We start from the raw sequence: 17,178 nt of genomic DNA, 5'->3' as shown, positions 1-17,178 counted from the left end.
TAATTGGCTGATCAATTTCATCCCTGTATAACCCGATCCGTAGGCTAGCGATCGAACCTCAACTTGGGCCCGTTCATAAAAAGATCTACCGCTTACTATAAATCCTGTTTTGGGCCATTGACTTATTGACTATCTCATGATGCATTGGCAGGGGCCAATGGACACCTGCGCCGTGCCTTAGCACAGAATGATGACCGCTTCAGACGCTAGCTGGCCATATAGGGGCTCGTCAAGGTTAAACTTCTCACAAATCAAAAACAGCATGCCTGGTAAAAACTATTTTGTTGACCCAGCTACGTTAGGGGTCCAATCAACAGGTCAAAAACTGATCGACTACCTGAACACGGCCCAACGGCTGGCAGTTAGTCGGGAGGCTCGTTTACAAAAGCAGTATGCCGATGTAGAGCAACGGTTTCGGGCTCAACGCATTCAACTCATAGGCCCCGATGCGGCTAGACAACTGACCCAATATGCCCTTGAGCATGCATCCCGGGAAACCAACGATCGGCTCCTGTCGCCTGAGCAGGCCCGTCGCCAGCGCCAGCAGCGGGAAGAGCAATCCCGCCAGTTTGCTCAGCGGCTGGGCGTCGATCTGGACGCCTTACGTCAGCTTAGCCAACACGCCCGGGCCGAAAAACAACAGCTAGTGACAGCCCCTTCCTCAGCGCTGGGGACTATACAGGTGAGTGAGGTAGCCAGCGAACTGAGCTTTACGCCCTTAAGTTTAGGCAGTTTGCTCACTGATTTACCCATTCCCCCGCCACTAACCCCCTTTGGTGGGCCCCCTGTAGCGGTTGAGTCTCCCCCCTATGCGTGGTGGGATCGGGGCGGGATGGCTTACAAAACGGGATCGGGGCAGATTATGCGCCGGGAGTCTCGACTCAATGGCGATCAGGGTCTGAGCGGCAGCTGCATTTGGTTCAAAAATAAGAATGCCGGAGATTATGACTTCATGCACGTATCGCGGGAAACCGGTTTTTTGGTCCCTTTTATCCCGTCAGCAAGCGGGGTGATTCGAATTCAATTTGAGGTGACCTGCCTGTTGTCCCAGCATTGTCTGGAGACTTACAATGAATGGGGCTGGTCAGAGTACGGTGCCTTCACCCAAGAGCGGTTCGTCATGGGTATCCTATGGAATTGGGAAGATGAGGTCCCCGTAACGGAGTCAGATGTAGTACTGGGTGGAACCCACGGCGAGGGCAATGGCGACTCCTGTCCGGGTGTTCGTTATTTGTCAACACCAGGCCAAGTGCGGACTCTCACGTTACAGACTAAAATGGCTTTCCCCGCTCAAGTACCGCTTTGGATTTACGTCGGTACGCTACAGCGTATTTATGCGGATCTGAACGATGTCAGTATCAATACCTTTGTCAGTTCGGCCTGGCAGTTCACTCAGGTTCGGATCAGTCAGCCTTAATGGGGCATAAACAGGGAAGATCGCCGGGCCCTTGTCTAACCGATAGAGCGGCCCATGGAGTGCTGAGAATGGATGATCCATCGCAGTTTGTCAAACTAGTATCCGAGTGAGCTTCATTTAAATTTCCGCTTATATCCTCGGTATTAACAACAAGATATACTTATCCTAGACACACGGATAAAACGCGAGAAAGCAAGCGTAAGCGGCGAGTTTACGTGTGCTCTGTGATTGAGCCGCGGTGGCTGGGGTACGCCGCGGCTCAATCACAGAGTGGAACCACTAAACAGCTATTAAAGCTAGCGCAAAACGCCGGACCACGTTGGTTTCCTATTGCCCATTTCGGCAATGACCGTCCGACGTACCTTACTTTCTTATACGGATAGTATCGTAGCCGGGGCTTTCGCTTACGATGATGCATCTGCTGGAGTCCGGGCCGCTGGTGCGGTCAAATAATTGTTCTTTTTCTGAACGATTACCAAGAAAAATACAAAATATTTGAAAGTGGAGGACACATGTACGTCTTTCAACCCTATGGGTAAAGTGCCATTTTCAGGACTGATGTAGGTTGACTATTAATTCCGCTTTAGTCACCCTGTTTAGCCGTTGATCAACGTGAATAAGTCTACAAAGCCAGAAAAATAAAACGCACTTTCGGACATGCATCGAGTGCCAAACGATTGGAGCATTTTAAGAGAATCTATAGTGCGTTCGTATCTAACCTATAGTGACCTCTGGAGTAACTTATTATTGATGATAGAACACGCTAACTGCTCTGTTTCTATTTACAAAAAGTCCTGTGTTCTTCCTTTCTATGAAGGATTGAACACAGGAACGTTGTTTACCCCACTTTTTTACAGTGCTATACGAATAGCCTCTTCCACAGGCGAATAGCCATTTTGCGAGTCCATAATCACTAACTCATCACGTAGTAGTAGGGGCGGCTGGGCTAAAAATCTGGGTTCGGTGCCTCGATGTGCCTGCGCGGCATGCGCTAAAAAGGGATGACACAGATACACTGTACCAGCTTGACCAATAGCCGCGATCTCCTCCCCTTCGGGCATCGCTGACAACTTAGTGGCAAGCTCCATGAACGAAAACCCTGTTTCTCCCGCTGGAGACAGCATGCGGGCTACTTCCAAATGGGAGCTGACTCGAATACGAGTAGGCGCATCGGCTTGGCTGACATCCGAAAAAAGAAATAACATCAGCAGACCTCTTCCTTTCGAGCGCACATTAATCCGCCACTCCAAATAATTCATCGGGTCAGCTCCGGGAAAACTGGCGTCGACATGCCAACCGGTGTCTCCAGGTTCTTCATTTGAAGGAAAACGAATGGGAAAGGTGCCTATACTTTGAGGGGGAATCCAACGACCTTGCCCAACCAATTGATCGAATGCCTTGTGTAAACTTGCCGTGTTTGCAGCCTCAACAAAGGGCGGCTGAGCATACATGCCCAGTCGAATGACTGGTTTGGTCCAACTGGAAGAATTCTGTGGGTCAACTTGCATATCCTGCCAAAGGATGTTCCTTACCTTCTGAGCATGCTCTTGCGAAAAAGCGTTCTCAAGCTGCACAAAACCCGTGTGAATAAATTGCTCGATTTGCTCTTTAGTTAGTCCTTCCTGCATTAGTACAAACGATTATGAGAGGATGTACCTGACAGAGGCCAATGAATGACCACTAAGACAAGACAAGTATGGCGTCCACTAGTAGTAATAAAATCTACCAGTACCAACCGTATTTGTCTACTCTGAAAGGTATAAATTTATAAATTTCCTATGTGAAGCCAATAGGGAACTAGGCCTTTTAAAAAGGCATGATGTTAGGGTAACATCAGGAAGGGGCACTATAACATGGGTGTCATCCTCATGGAGCAAAGCTACTACTTAATTGTTATCGGCAACTAGGGTTACTACGGTCCAGTAACGAGCAGCGTTTGTTTTAGCGAGTTTATACACTCAAACAGTATGATAGCCAAAGTACGAGTCTTCAGGCTACGTATTGTTTCAAAAATTGCCCGTTTTGCGAAACGGTTGTTGCTTCTGATAATCCTGTTCCTGAGAGCTGCTATCTCAAATTGTCATCTCAACAATCAACGTTTCGTTTTCAGTCACTGGTTGAGTTAGCAATACACACGATTAGTGTTTGGCCAATCGCTTGCTGATCGCCAAGTGATCGCGACGTTTCATACGACGTGGCAAACGCACGCGAATTGTATTATCCCCGGGTGGGTTTCAGACGACGTAGTATGTTAATGAACTATTTCAAGATATAGCCGATGACATCCATTAGGCTAGGTTTTCTCGTCCGTAAAAGAGTCTACAGTGTGTTCGCCTGTTCGAGCGTTTTTGAGGCATGAGGCTTACTTACCGCAACTGCGGAGCTAATTGACAAACTCGTTAGCCAGCCATACCCTAAATTTCGTGCAGCTTTGGGGTATAGCTCCTCCCCTTACTAATAGTTTTCGTACACGAACCGTGTAGTTTGACCGCGTAAATATCTCTCCACTAGAAGGCCATCCTGGTAGGTGTTGGTTGTCACATAAGTTTCGGTGTAAGCATCCGAAGGGTAGAGGCCGGTAAGTTGATCGGATATCGAGTATGTATCAAGAACAAAATTGTTAGGACTGTTACTAGCCCCTCCCCCTCCGAAGAGTCGATACACTACACTTGGTATGCTATAGTACGGATTAGCTCCCTGGTCATAGACATAAGTAGCTTTTCTCCGAGACGAAGCGGGTGGAGTTGGCCTACGGGCGTCAATTAAGGTTTGTACACCAGTTGTGATTTATTCCTAGCGTCAAACTCGTATATATTCGTGTTGGTCGACGATAAACTGCCATTGGCGTAAGATTCAGAGATTTGACTAGAGACCCGATTTTGGGAATCGTAAAGGAAGGTCGTGATAGATTCGCCATTTGAGGGGTATTTAACGTAGTGGAGATTATACAACAAGAGCAAATAGACAACCGATTATCAACTACCCTACTATTTTACAACGTTATGTACCATCGCATTGTCAAAAAGATCGTCCTTCAGAATTTCGAGCGGTTAAGTCACGGAGACTACGAATCAATGTTGAAAGGCATATCGCCTTCGATTACCCATACGTTCAGTGGCAAACATACGCTGGGGGGCACTCGTCATAGTATTCCAGCCATGCGAGAATGGTTTGCTCGCTTATTTCGGCTTTTCCCTGGATTGAACTTTGAGATCCGCAGTGTGGCTGTCAGTGGCTGGCCCTGGATGACAACGATTGCCGTCGAATGGACAGACCGGGCAACCCCGGCTGATGGATCAAGCTATGTCAATGAGGGGCTACATCTGATAAAAATGCGCTGGGGCAAAGTGGTGTATTTGCGAGCCTACTTAGATACGGCAGTTCTAATCGCCACGTGCGAAGGGTTGGCTGCCTATGGCATTAGTGAAGCCTTGGCAGCTCCTATCGAAGATTAAGTCTGTTAGCCACAGAATTCCTTAACATATCACCACTTATATAACAAAAATGAGCGATACTCTATTCTGGTAATAGTCTGTATATTATAGATCTTATTTTATCCAAAGGTTATGAGAAAGTTCATTTCTGTAATTGCTGTTCTAGTTGGTTTTCTATCCACAGTTCAAATGTGTAGATCGAAAGAGAATGTCAGTTCAGCCATGATTAATTCCTCTTGTTTTACTGAGGAGTCATTAAAGAATATTACTTGGCAAAATCACAAATTAGACTTCTTTCAACAGCATTATGAGGAAAGTATAGAAATAACAGTGAGATACTACGACAACGACTATTTCCTAGTTGTTGAAAATAAGAACAGCAGTTCATTTGAAGATATACTAACCATTTTTGACTGTTCTGGCAATTTGATTGATATTGGGGGAGTTGATGACCATATCCGCTTTCATGATCATTCAAAAAAAGTGGAGTACTATTAGAATAAAGCTGTAGATTGTACTTTTCCAATCAGGTCAGTATTCATTTTTGAAGTTTACTTATTGTTTAAGTCGAATAACATAAGTGTAGTTATAGATCCCGTCTAGGAAATATACAAATGTCTAACCATCAGCTAGTTTGTACATTTCCCAGACGAGCTCTGTAACTAAGAATATGTTATGAGACTATTCCCTGTAATGTATCAAAATGCTTCTGACTGTTAAACTAGAAAATGTCCTAAATTATAAGTTATACAAGCCTCTTTTCAGCCATAACTATTTTTTTGAGGTATGAATTAGATAAGGCCGGTTTGTAGGGCAGTAGCTCATTAACGAAAAGAGCATAATCACCTTTCTGCCAGTAAGCATCTGCCTTATTTAAAGCAAAGCTCATTTGCATGGTAAAGTTGTAGGCTTCGTTTTGCTTGTCTTTCCATTTCAAAGACTTTTTATAAAAGTCCTGATTGTCAACCAAAAGGGTTTTGTTCTCGTTAATTATAGAATTGATTTGATCTAGATAGGCTTCTGTTGATTTAGAGGAAATCGACAATCCTAAGAGATTATGAATATCGTTAAAGCTCAATTCATCTTCACTACTCTCCTTAGTGCCGAAGTACACTTCCAAGCCAGGTAAGCTGTAATGAAACCGAATTCTTATAAATGTTTGCTGTGTTTCGAGTTCAATATTCCCTTTTGATTCTTTGCAGACCTTAAACCCAATTGACTCAAGAAATGGCAGATTGACTCGTCTGATCGCTTGTTCTAGAGTGCTATAATCCATATAGAGTCGGCTATTTTTATTGTATAAGCGTGGTTATGTTATTCGACTATCCATAAAACTCGGTGGTAAGTCTATCTATTATCGAATCTACTTTACGTCCAAAACTTGTATGAATGCTGTTAATAGTTCCTTTGGCTCTTCTAGTTTCTGCTAATTCCATCATAAAGTTGTCGAATTGCCTAAGAGGAATAAGGAGTTCAACTTTATCATGTTGACAAAAAAGGTTCTCTTGATGAAATATGTAGTCGAAGTTATTGTGCTGGATAAAACAGCTTTTTACAGTGTTATATTCATCATTAGAGAGTTTTATAGCAACCTTCTTCATCTGTTTTATAAGCGTGAATATGTTAAGAAAATCAAAATAGAATATGACTTCTATGAACGTAAGGAACAATATAATATTATTTATATAATGAGCTACTTTTGACTTCTGTGATTAAATAATTAAGTAACTCCAGGAAGGACACTTTAGCAAAATTTTGATTAAGTCTATAATAGCTAACAATTTGCTCACTACTGTTTAATACTTGATTCTTTAAATTTTCAAGCTGTTTCAGTAAACCTACTTTATCAAGTTCTTGAACGACTTTAGCGATGTTGTCCGGCCAAAGATCAAATGCATAAATACCACAACAGGCTATCATACATACCGTTTCTGCTTTATTCCAGAATTGCCCCAAAGGGTCTTTGGCATTAGCATATTTGAGCATGACATCGTCAGAGTAACTACCTAGAAAGGCATCTACCTCTAATACAGGGCTGCTGTCGTAATCAAATTCAAGTAATATTATTTCCTTGTCAGGACCAATCAATAATCTTTCTCGTTCAGTCATTCGTGCCATGTACAAACTTTATCGTTGTTATATAAGTAATAGTTATATTAAGCTTGAAAGCACCCGCTTCTTTTCGCAGGCCAGCTCAACGGAGAGCCAAGGTAGACTTAATACGGCGGATCGTAGTAAGTAGTTTATAGTAGTTAGTCCATCTTTTCAATACGATCAATTTTCAATGCGTATTCACGGTCTGGAATGAAAGTAGTAAGCGAGTCAACCTCATAAATTTGCCCCCAGATGCGATATTTTTGATTAGGGTTGTAGTCGGGAGCTTTGGCCTGTTGTTGAGCAAAAGCAGCCAGTTTCTCCTGTTCGCCATCGCACATAAACAGCAACGTTATCTTCTTGGGAGTTCCGGCAAATGGCTCGCTATCATAAACAATTTCATTGAGGGTTAAGAACGGATCATCCTGAGTTAGTCTCCCGACTGAAACGCCATTTAATCGGGCTGCCAATCGTGGAATGGCTGCTTCTAACTGGCTGCAACAGTCTTTACACGCAACGCGAAACAATAAATAAAAGAACACTAGCGAATCAGTTTAGATAGCCTTATTTAAGTCGCTCAATGCGGTCAATGTAAATAAACCGTACTGGTTCCCGGCGCCCCCGTGTAGATACGTCCCCAAACCCGGTAGTCCGGTTTAAAGGTGGTGTCTCTGGTAATAACGGCTGGCGATAAGGAGAGTCCTTTCACCTTGTCATGACACAGGTCACAGATCTCAGCAACTCTATTGTAGAACGGTTTGCCGCTCCTACTGGATACCCCTCTGTCAAAGCCAAGCCCCCGGTCGCTATCATACGGAGGGCCACCAAGTACAACAGGTTCCCCTACTACCGTCTCCTCATACTCAAAAATGAACTTAGGCGACTTGTTGCAACAAGTACCGTCACTGCATCCGCTTTGAGTTGGTTCTTTGACCACAGTGGGCTGGTCGGGCTGAAAAACCACCTCGTCCTTACAGCCCAGACCCACACAGAGCCTAATGATACTCAGCGCCACAGCGCGCGGACAATAATGGACCATTTTCATCGTCGAAATTTGTTGAGTAGCTCTAAGTGACACCCTTTCATGCGCTCACGAGATTTTCTCTCCTATGTTGTCAATTGCCATTGGTCGCACATCCACAGGCACTTTATTACAGGAACCACAACCACGCAAAGCCGACTCGTACAAATCCAAGCTATAATTGTTTTCGACGAATGGCGGTTAGCTCAATGGTGGGTAGTTCGTAATCTGTTTCAGTGCCATCGTATGCTGAGGGTTCAATAACTGGCTTGAGTACCAAAGAGGTAACACCGCTAAAAATAACCGGGGCACCATACGTCCTGCCTAGCATATACTGCCGCAGGCTATCGGGAAAATTAGTGACCAGGTAGCGACGAAGCGTTGCCGACGACTCGTCGCCATCTTCGAGGATGTATTGCGATGGGCCTCCTCGCGTAGTAGTCTTGGCGTGAACCATACCCACCTGATTCGTATAAGTTGGTGCGGGTTGTGGTTCCTGTGTTCGGCAACTGCCTAGCAAAGCGATGAGGACCATGAGTCGTAGTGGACACATAAAGGCGTTCTTTCTGGCTTGACCCATCCTCGCCCGCAAGCGTTAGTATGCTCTAGCTACCTCACTCAATAAGTTAAGTACGTACGCTGTCAACCGAAACGTAAAACGCCCACTGACTTGGATGGGTCACCCAACGCCACGAAGGGCTGATGGCCGAAAGTTAAGCCAAACACAGGTACGTTACCACGACCTTTTCACCCTTCGCTTGTTGGGCTGCTGCGTCGCACTCCGCGTGATTCCTGTCAGAGGTAAGTGGACCCAAGCAGAGCTAATACACTTAAGATCTTGCTCGTTGAGCTTTGAGTCCACTATAGAGGCCTAACAACCAATAGCCAACCAAAACCAAATAGCCAAGCCAATAATAGGGCAACAACTCAGGAACAAATCGCCCAACCAGTAGCTGCAAAGGGTTCCAGTTAAGTGCAAGGCATATAATCAGCAGCAGTAATAGAGGGATAACCGATGTCCCAATTATAGTGTAGTGTTTCCTAGTCATAGTGTACTGGTCAGGATTTATCTCACTCGTCTAATCTCTCCTACGTACGTTGCCTTGTCGGCCGAAACGCTTTTTATACGTGCTGTCCACCAGACTTTGGCCTGTCAACAGGCACGTGGCAAACCTAAAAATAGCACTCATTGTCAATTTGTTACCTTGTCAGACGTAACGTGCCGACGCCACTTACATGACTGAATCACCCAACGCCCCAGAGGGCTGATGGTGAACACAAGATAAGCCAAAACGCAGGTACGTGACAACCTTTACACCCTCTGCTTCGTTGGGTGTCGCGTTGAACGCTCCAGCAGTTTCCTGTCCGAGGTAAGTGGACCCCGCAGCGCTAACCACAAACGCACATAACCGCTGAAACCGAGAGAGGCCGAGCCAAGCAAGCCGAGGCTGTCAGGCGGTGGCGCTCAGGTACGTTACTGTGTCGGCTGAAATGCATTTTGATCGTTCTGTCCAGCGGTGACCAATCTGTCGCCAGGTACATTGCACATCCACAAAAACGCGCTGTCAAACGGCCATTAACCTCTCAACCAGAACACGAAACACCAACAAAAGAACGCTCATCACCAAGTCGTTATACTGTCGCAAGTAACGTGGAACGGCCGCTTAAATGGGCCACCCAACGCCCCAGAGGGCTGATGGATGAGCGCGCTACGTTACTGAACACAAATCACTTCCAACCTTACACCCTCATTGGGTTAGGCTGCAAACCCGCCCTCGGGATGGGCTCCCTGTCGCCCGCAACACGCCATTTTATCGCTATTTGAGCAGATACTTAATTTTAGTGCTTCCCCAGGTAGTATCTTGCTCGAAAACTCTTAAGGTTTTGTCGAATTGAACTTCTACAACATTTTTACTAATCCATTTTACGGAAACAGCTTCTCTGTAACTTTCTAACGTAGGCTTACCATCTGCCACAAAGATATTGCCCGTTTCATTATCAGTTAGATTATCCTCTTTACTACGTAGCAAAAGTTGAACCGACGTTGCTGTGGTAGCCCCACAGTCTCTAGTAAAAAGAAACAGGCTTAGTTTATCATCGTCGCTGTTCAAAGCTGAAATTAACTCGTTTTCGCAGTCAGATTTTAGTATACAAGATTGAAGAAAAGCAAAAAATAGCAATCCGAAAATCTTGGTCTTCATTTCATAACTAATCTAACTGGTGAACAAATATCTCGTGTCGACCGAAACCCGACCACTACGCTGTTTTTCAGCTTTTTGGCATCACCCAACGGCCCAAGGGGTTGATGGTGGTTGAGATCACTCAAAACTACAAGCATAGCGTCCAACCTTTACACCCCTTGCTGGTTGGGCTGCTTGGCTTCCTACGGAACGTGCTCCCTGTCGCCGGGAAGCTGACCCGTGCGGAGCGGACAACAACGCACGAATCCGATGAATTGGATAAACAGGAGCCCTAAGCCGTTTACTGTGGCCGTTCCCTCGCAAAAAGAAATAATATTGTATCATATAGGTTCATTAGCCAGTTAACTCTATTGGCATTGATTTCTTACTGGCAACCCAGTTACGTGGCTGTTCCGATCAGCTCTTGGGATAGACTGTTTTAGACTGCTGAGTTTTACTTAGTTCACCTTTTAATATTACAATCATGGATTGTTCCGAAAAAACGCCCCGCCGGGTGTTCTTTAAAAAATCGCTAACTAACACACTCCTCCTGAGTGCTGGTTTACCTGCATTTACTTCCCTATTACAGTCGGCTGGTATTGAAACTGGTGTTAGCGCATTAGGTCAGGTTCCCCAGGCAACCAACGAAAAAGAATTTCGGCAGGGGGTCATTGGTCCCGCCGAACTTTCGCTGGCTACCAGCCAAATAGCCGTGAGCAAAGCCACTCAGAAAAATGCGAAGGAGTTTGCTGGGTTTGAACTGGAGGAAGCCAAGTCAGTAACGAGTGTGCTGAAAGATTTGGGTACACCTGTACCGGCTATGGATGCAAAAGCACAGGCTACGCTCAACAAAATCAAGACGACAGCCAAAGGAACGGCTTTTGACAAAGCATATATACAGGCGCAACTCGAAAATCATGAGTTTCTACGTGATCTGGCTCAGAATTACCTGAAAAATTCGACAGGTAAAACAGGTGCAGCTGAAAGTCAGACCCGGCATCTGGCAACATTGGCACTTGCTGTTTTTAAAGAACATGTTGCGATAACACGCCGGATTCTGGGTGAATTAGGTGGAGCGTAGATTTTTACACCGAGCGTGCGAAGCACAAATCTTGCTTGTCGGGGCGGTTGGCTTGTCAGCCGAAACCCCAAAATGGAAGCCCAAAACCCGCCCAACTGGGGCGTTCAATCTATCGCACGAAACGCCGAAATGGAAGCCAAACGCTACCCTCCGGGACGTACCGCCTGTCGACCGAAGCCCGCAAACACGCACTTGATGGCCGATGCACCCAACACCCACAAGGGCTGATGGAAGTCGCTTTACTCTGGGCAAGATACGTGCCTTTGACCTTTTCACCCTTGTTTGAGTTGGGTGTCACGTTGAACGCGCCGAGTGATTCCTGTCAGAGGTAAGTGGAACCAAGCAACGCTAACCAACCAAACACACAACCAAATAGCCGGAGCCTATCAAGTGGTGAATTGTAGGTGCGTTGCCCTCTCGCACGAAACACATTTTATTTCCTTGTGACACCTAGACTAGGCGTTTAATTGTATTATTCCCAGAAACCGTATCTAGCAGTAGTTATGTTATGTGACTGATAGGTGATTCTGTTTTGATCGGACGCAATTACTCATCTTAGAAATATACCGTGTTAAGGTAGAGTTTTATTTTTCTTTTGACGGTTTATAATGCTGTAGCATAACGCCGAGGTCTAACTCCCTATTTTGAGTCAGCGTAAGCTTAGTCAGCGGCATTCCATCCTGAAAAAACCGCTTTCCACTACCCATAATGATGGGATGAATCCAGAACACATATTCATCAATTAAGTCGGTTTCCATTAATGAATGAACTAAACTAGCGCTGCCATCTAACAAAATCTGCTGCCCAGCCTGCTGCTTAAGTTCCCTAACTGCCCCGACAATGTCGCCTTTGAGAATAGTTGTGTTGTGCCAGTCAGCTTTTTCTAATGAATTAGAAGCCACATATTTTGGTACTTCATTGAGCTTGTCAGCAATGCCCATTTCATTATGATGTAAAGCTGACCAGTAAGGGGCTAACATTTCATAACTCGAACGGCCAAGCAAGATGGCATCAGAGTCCCGAGTTATTTCTTGAATAGAGGCATTACGCGCTTCGCTTTGGAAGGGATTAAACCATTGTTCCATTGAATCACCATCAAAGACCCCATCCAAGCTCATCCATGCTTTCACGACCAGTCGTCTCATGTTTTTGAAGTCTATTTTTTGCTGTTACATAAGTGCGATTATGATGAGTTAAAGGCGCCATAAAAATAAAACCTTTTTTGTTCTTTCTACGGTGGTTTGACCTGTCGCCAGATAGGTTGCCTACCAGCCCCAACGTGCTGTCAAACAGAATTCAGATTGTCAACAAGTACGTGGAAACCCTACAAAGAACGCTCACTGTCAAGTCTTTACCCTGTCGCCGGTAACGTGAAACACCCACTGACATGATTGAATCACCCAACACCCCGAAGGGCTGATGGCCATAAGATAAGCCAAACGCAGGTACGTGGCCTTGACCTTTTCACCCTTCGCTTGTTGGGCTGCCGCTTTGGCCTGATCGCATCTTTCCTGTCACAGGTAAGTGGACCCCGCAGAGCTAACCAACAACGCACAAACCGAACAAGAAGACACTGAGAATTAATATTTTAGGGTACGAGTGCTCTAATAAATGAGAGCAAAAAAACTCCCACAAGACTCAACCAAAAAGCTTTGACACTAGCTATAGCATGCTTTTGCAATGTTTTTTCTTCTGATGAAAGTAAATCAACTGGGTAAACGAAGCTAAATGGCAATGCAATTTTGAACCACAACAAAGGCGACGTCAACGGGAGCGTCAAAAAAGAGTTGTCGGCCAAGTTACGCCTTCGCATTTCAAGTGCATATTGAAAATACACTTTACAGTAAAATGCGCTTGTGAGCGTAATCAGACAAACTCCACCTAAAATCATGAAGGCATATTCAATCATAATTTTCTAACTGTCTTAGCTTGCCCAAATGGGGGCGTTTCTTTTCGCCTAGTACGTGGCAGACCAGCCAAAACGCGCTGTCAAACGGTGATTAACCTGTCGACTGGAGGCGAAACGATAGCAAATAACGCTCACTATCAACTTGTCATCCTGTCGACCGATACGTGAAATACCCACTTGCATAATCGAATCACCCAACATCCGCAAAGGCTGATGGTACAAGCAAGATAGATCACAATCAGGTACGTTACGCCTTTACACCTTTGCCTGCGTTGGGCTGCCGCACTGGCCTATCCGAGTGATGCCTGTCAGAGGTAAGTGGACTAAGCAGCGCTGATAACAATGCACATCATTTGCATAATTAAAACTTCCACCAAGGCTTCTGTTTGACTGGTGTACCATCTGAATTATAATAACGACTATAACTACCGCCTGTGACCTTTTTAGTCGTCAAGTTTAATGCAAAACCAACCCATTCATCATTATCTTCCATTGGATCGTAGGACTTACCATGAAGTACTTCCCCTTCCATGTATAAATCCTTGATGCCATCCCACGATATTCTTTCAGACTTCCATAGTTGACCCTCAGCATTAATAATTACAATATCCGTATCTGTAGCGGCAATTATTTCCTGCTTAGTAACCATAAGGGCCGCTGTAATTGTGGCTTCAAAAGTAGCTATCGGCTTAGTGAAATTTCGATTCATTACGTATCCGCTACCACCGGCAATGACAACGGTTATATCTGTAGCTGGAAAGTCAAAGACTTCACTGAAATCAGTCCAGCCCAGATTAAAATTAGCAACCCAGGTGTTTCCATCCGACTTAAAGAAACGGATAACCAATCCCTCACTAAAGGGACTAATAAAAGGTTGTTCAACTTGAGTAACAGGGATATACATAGGCCCGTAAGCGGGTAATCCCTTCAAAACCTCATATCTTTTTTCCTCTATTTCCATCCTAAAAACTAATGAGGAGATTGGCTTGTCAGTGCTGGGTACGTGGCAAACCAGCTAAGACGCGCTGTCGAACGGTCATTGACCTGTCGCACGAAACGCGAAATACCAATAAAATAACGTTCATTATCAATTCGTTACCCTGTCGACCGAGACGCGCCTACGCCACCTGCATGGCCGAGTCACCCAACGCCACAGAGGGCTGATGGTGAACACAAGATAAGCCAAAACGCAGGTACGTGACAACCTTTACACCCTCTGCTTCGTTGGGGGCCACTCAGGCTAGCCGGACAGTTTCCTGTCAGAGGTCAGTGGACCAAGCAAAGCTAAACACCATATCTAGGTTTCCATAAAACGAAATTTTCAATTCCGTCATCAGTTTGTTCATCAACCAATTGCCAGTTTAGGTACGTTGCAATTTGTATCAGAACGGTTTGAACAATCTGAAAATCTATAGTAGGATCTTTAGCACAGACGATTGAGACCAAGTTCGTACGTATACCGCTGTCAAGCGATGACCAACTATGAATCTGGTCAGCAGACAGAAGGGTGATGTCAGAAAATACCCTAAACTGCTTACTATTCGTAAAAGAAAACTTCCCCTTTTGCTCGAATTGAGGCAAAGACTTAATAAAATCAGTCAGTTGCTGAGTATCAAAATCAACGCTAAGTTGTTCGTCGTGGTAAATATTGAGGTAGTAGTATCGATCTGACCACATGAATTACAAAGAGAAAAATAGCTGTATCCGTCCCCGGTAATTGTAGAGATCATAATTAATATACGTGTCGACCATAACCCCGTCCACTAGATGTTAACCTGTCAACAGGTACGTGAAAAACCGACAAAAAAACGCTCGCTATCAATTCGTTGTCCTGTCGCGCGTAACGCGAAATACCCGCTTGCATGGACGAATCACCTAACGTCTGCAAAGGCTGATGGTGCACCGCAAGATAGAGCAGACTCAGGTACGTTACACCTTTTCAACTTTGCCTTTGTTGGGTGCCGGTCAGGCTAGCCGGGCAGTTTCCTGTCCGAGGTAAGTGGACCCCGCAGAGTTAAACAATAACGCACAATCTGCTGAAGCCGAGGTTATCGAACGGTGGTACGTGACCTGTTGCACGAAACTAGAATGCCCAGTTACATGCTTGAAACTACCCAACTCTCAAGTCTCGGTTTTCTAATAAATTGTGTAATCAAGAAGGAAAGAGATAGAGTAATCCATAGCCAATACTCATACTTGAATGCCCAGAAAATGAAAGGAGAAATCATCAAAAGCCATTCAAACAAAATCACCTTCAATACATTCAGTTGAGTGAATTCAAAGCACAGAATATCCAGTATGATTAAAACTGCGTAAAAGCCTATTATGACCATTGGCCCGTATAGCATGAATAAGAATAGAGTTGATACGGGTATTATTGCTATGGTTGTCGTCCATGAATTAGACTCTTCAGAAAGTCCTGTCGCCTTAAATAAAAGCAATGTGAGGCAAGTCGTGATATAGAAACCGACTAAGTGAATCCAGTTAGTTAGAATGATCCGTAACAGCTTTTTCAAGGGTTAACGTGCAGTGAAATTGTGATTATATAAATAGGACAAAAGCAAGGGCAGGTAGGGGGCATCTCGCACAACACCCCAGAGGGTCGATGGTGAACGAAAAATAAGCCAAAACTCAGGTACGTGACAACCTTTACACCCTCTGCTTCGTTGGGTGCCGCTAAGGCTAGCCGGACAGTTTCCTGTCCAACGCGAGTGGACCTAAGCGACGCTAATACACTTAAGATCTTTCTCGTTGAGCTTTGAGTCCACTATAGAGGCCTAACAACCAATAGCCAACCAAAACCAAGTAGCCAAGCCAATAATAGGGCAACAACTCAGGAACGAATCGCCCAACGAACAATAGCATGGGATTCCATTTAAGTGCAAGGCATATAATCAGCAACAGCAGTAGAGGGATACTGGATGTCCCAATTATAGTGTACTGTTTCCTAGTCATGGTGTACTGGTCAGGATTTATCTCACTCGTCTAAGCTCTCCTATGTACGTTGCCTTGTCGGCCGAAACGCTTTTTCTACGTGCTGTTCACCAGACTTTGGCCAGTCAACAGGCACGTGGTAAACCTGCAAGAAAAGCACTCATTGTCAATACGTTATCCTGTCTCACGTAACGTGAAACGCTCATTGACATGATTGATTCGCCCAACAACCACAAGGGCTGATGGTGGCTACAAGATAAGCCAAACTCAGGTACGTGCCCCTGACCTTTTCACCCTTGTTTTCGTTGGGTGCCGCTTAGCACTTCGAGAGTTTCCTGTCCATCGCGAGTGGACCCCGCAGAGCTGACCAATAACGCACATAGCCATTTAAAGAAACTTAATCCTTTTGTAAAACGCTTCAAATTTGGCTATATTTTTATCATAAGTGCCAGGAGTTGCCATGAAATTCACAACATAACCGATACCATTATTAAATACGAAATAAGATTTGCCTTTGTACTTATTTTTATTAACTGTTGAGTAGATAAGTCTTGCATTTTCACTCGTACTATCAATTTCAAGTGCATGCTTTGTTGGATCTACTCTCAGATACTCTGCTAAAATTAATTGACTAACAGAATTGATATCTTTTCTACGATAAGCGGTAATCGAAATTGAATTCTCAATAGTGGTTTTCTCTAACTCGCTGTAAACTACCGGTAGTCCCCAGTCTACAGTTGATTTCTGATTAACGGTGTCATTGATTATTTTTCTATACAGTTTCCAATCATTGGGTGTCTCAACACTAAAACGATATGAAATATTCGCATATTCTTTAGACTCATTAATACTAACCTGATTCTTTGGTTGACCCTGCCCACAAGCTTGAAAAAAGAAAGCACAGCTCACTAAAGCACAAAGCATCGTTTTTTTCATAATGATTTAAAAATTACATGTCGTCCCTTGAGTTAATTGATAATAAACTGAGGCTGTCGAACATAAATGCTCAGGGCGTTGCTCTGTCGCATAAAACGCATATTACTCGTTCTGTCTAGCGGTGACCGACTTGTCAACACCTACCTGATAAACCTACACATGTCATTAATTA

15 protein-coding genes are annotated in these 17,178 nt (G+C 44.6%); 5 read left to right on the top strand and 10 right to left on the bottom strand.

Translation table 11 applies throughout. The annotated features are described in order from the left end of the window. Positions 1–262: 262 nt before the first annotated feature. Positions 263–1,417: a hypothetical protein gene (locus F7231_RS05165; RefSeq protein WP_166691136.1), complete on the top strand. Its 1,155-nt coding sequence runs from the start codon at positions 263–265 to the stop codon at positions 1,415–1,417. Positions 1,418–2,268: 851 nt separating this feature from the next. Here the strand turns inward: F7231_RS05165 and F7231_RS05160 are convergent. Next, positions 2,269–3,045 carry a phytanoyl-CoA dioxygenase family protein gene (locus tag F7231_RS05160; protein WP_166691135.1) on the bottom strand — a complete coding sequence of 259 codons (777 nt, stop codon included), beginning with the start codon at positions 3,043–3,045 and terminating at the stop codon, positions 2,269–2,271. A gap of 1,374 nt (positions 3,046–4,419) precedes the next feature. On the opposite strand from F7231_RS05160, the gene F7231_RS05155 reads away from it, so the two are divergent. Both F7231_RS05155 and F7231_RS05150 read left to right on the top strand, forming a co-directional pair. Then, positions 4,420–4,872, top strand: coding sequence for a nuclear transport factor 2 family protein (locus F7231_RS05155; protein ID WP_166691134.1), 453 nt, complete (start codon positions 4,420–4,422; stop codon positions 4,870–4,872). A gap of 111 nt (positions 4,873–4,983) precedes the next feature. Continuing rightward, positions 4,984–5,349, top strand: coding sequence for a hypothetical protein (locus tag F7231_RS05150; protein ID WP_166691133.1), 366 nt, complete (start codon positions 4,984–4,986; stop codon positions 5,347–5,349). 247 nt (positions 5,350–5,596) lie between these two features. On the opposite strand, the gene F7231_RS05145 is transcribed toward F7231_RS05150, so the two are convergent. The 5 genes from F7231_RS05145 to F7231_RS05125 form a co-directional block, all read right to left on the bottom strand. Beyond that, positions 5,597–6,127, bottom strand: a complete 531-nt coding sequence (locus F7231_RS05145; protein ID WP_166691132.1) for a hypothetical protein — start codon at positions 6,125–6,127, stop codon at positions 5,597–5,599. 401 nt (positions 6,128–6,528) lie between these two features. Further along, positions 6,529–6,960 carry a DUF6331 family protein gene (locus F7231_RS05140; protein WP_166691131.1) on the bottom strand — a complete coding sequence of 144 codons (432 nt, stop codon included), beginning with the start codon at positions 6,958–6,960 and terminating at the stop codon, positions 6,529–6,531. 143 nt (positions 6,961–7,103) lie between these two features. Continuing rightward, a complete protein-coding gene (locus tag F7231_RS05135) occupies positions 7,104–7,487 on the bottom strand; it encodes a hypothetical protein (RefSeq protein ID WP_166691130.1) in 384 nt (127 codons plus the stop codon). Between the two features lie 654 nt (positions 7,488–8,141). Next, positions 8,142–8,501, bottom strand: a complete 360-nt coding sequence (locus F7231_RS05130) for a hypothetical protein (RefSeq protein ID WP_166691129.1) — start codon at positions 8,499–8,501, stop codon at positions 8,142–8,144. A gap of 1,282 nt (positions 8,502–9,783) precedes the next feature. Next, entirely contained in the window at positions 9,784–10,167 is a 384-nt protein-coding gene (locus F7231_RS05125) for a hypothetical protein (protein ID WP_166691128.1), read from the bottom strand. 463 nt (positions 10,168–10,630) lie between these two features. On the opposite strand from F7231_RS05125, the gene F7231_RS05120 reads away from it, so the two are divergent. Next, positions 10,631–11,227, top strand: coding sequence for a DUF4142 domain-containing protein (locus F7231_RS05120; RefSeq protein WP_166691127.1), 597 nt, complete (start codon positions 10,631–10,633; stop codon positions 11,225–11,227). A gap of 72 nt (positions 11,228–11,299) precedes the next feature. After that, positions 11,300–11,455 (top strand): hypothetical protein, encoded by a 156-nt coding sequence (locus tag F7231_RS05115; RefSeq protein ID WP_166691126.1) that lies wholly within the window; start codon positions 11,300–11,302, stop codon positions 11,453–11,455. A 356-nt stretch (positions 11,456–11,811) separates the two neighbouring features. Here F7231_RS05115 and F7231_RS05110 read toward each other — a convergent pair whose 3' ends face one another. The 4 genes from F7231_RS05110 to F7231_RS05095 form a co-directional block, all read right to left on the bottom strand. After that, a complete protein-coding gene (locus F7231_RS05110) occupies positions 11,812–12,372 on the bottom strand; it encodes a dihydrofolate reductase family protein (RefSeq protein ID WP_166691125.1) in 561 nt (186 codons plus the stop codon). Positions 12,373–13,497: 1,125 nt separating this feature from the next. Further along, positions 13,498–14,097 carry a hypothetical protein gene (locus F7231_RS05105; protein ID WP_166691124.1) on the bottom strand — a complete coding sequence of 200 codons (600 nt, stop codon included), beginning with the start codon at positions 14,095–14,097 and terminating at the stop codon, positions 13,498–13,500. A 323-nt stretch (positions 14,098–14,420) separates the two neighbouring features. Continuing rightward, positions 14,421–14,813 carry a hypothetical protein gene (locus F7231_RS05100; protein WP_166691123.1) on the bottom strand — a complete coding sequence of 131 codons (393 nt, stop codon included), beginning with the start codon at positions 14,811–14,813 and terminating at the stop codon, positions 14,421–14,423. A gap of 1,644 nt (positions 14,814–16,457) precedes the next feature. Then, positions 16,458–17,006, bottom strand: coding sequence for a hypothetical protein (locus F7231_RS05095; RefSeq protein WP_166691122.1), 549 nt, complete (start codon positions 17,004–17,006; stop codon positions 16,458–16,460). Positions 17,007–17,178 lie beyond the last annotated feature (172 nt).

The sequence above is a fragment of the Fibrivirga algicola genome (assembly GCF_011742925.1).
Taxonomy (GTDB): Bacteria; Bacteroidota; Bacteroidia; order Cytophagales; family Spirosomataceae; genus Fibrella; species Fibrella algicola.
Note: the sequence above shows the minus strand (reverse complement) of the source record. Positions and strands in the feature narration are given on the sequence as shown.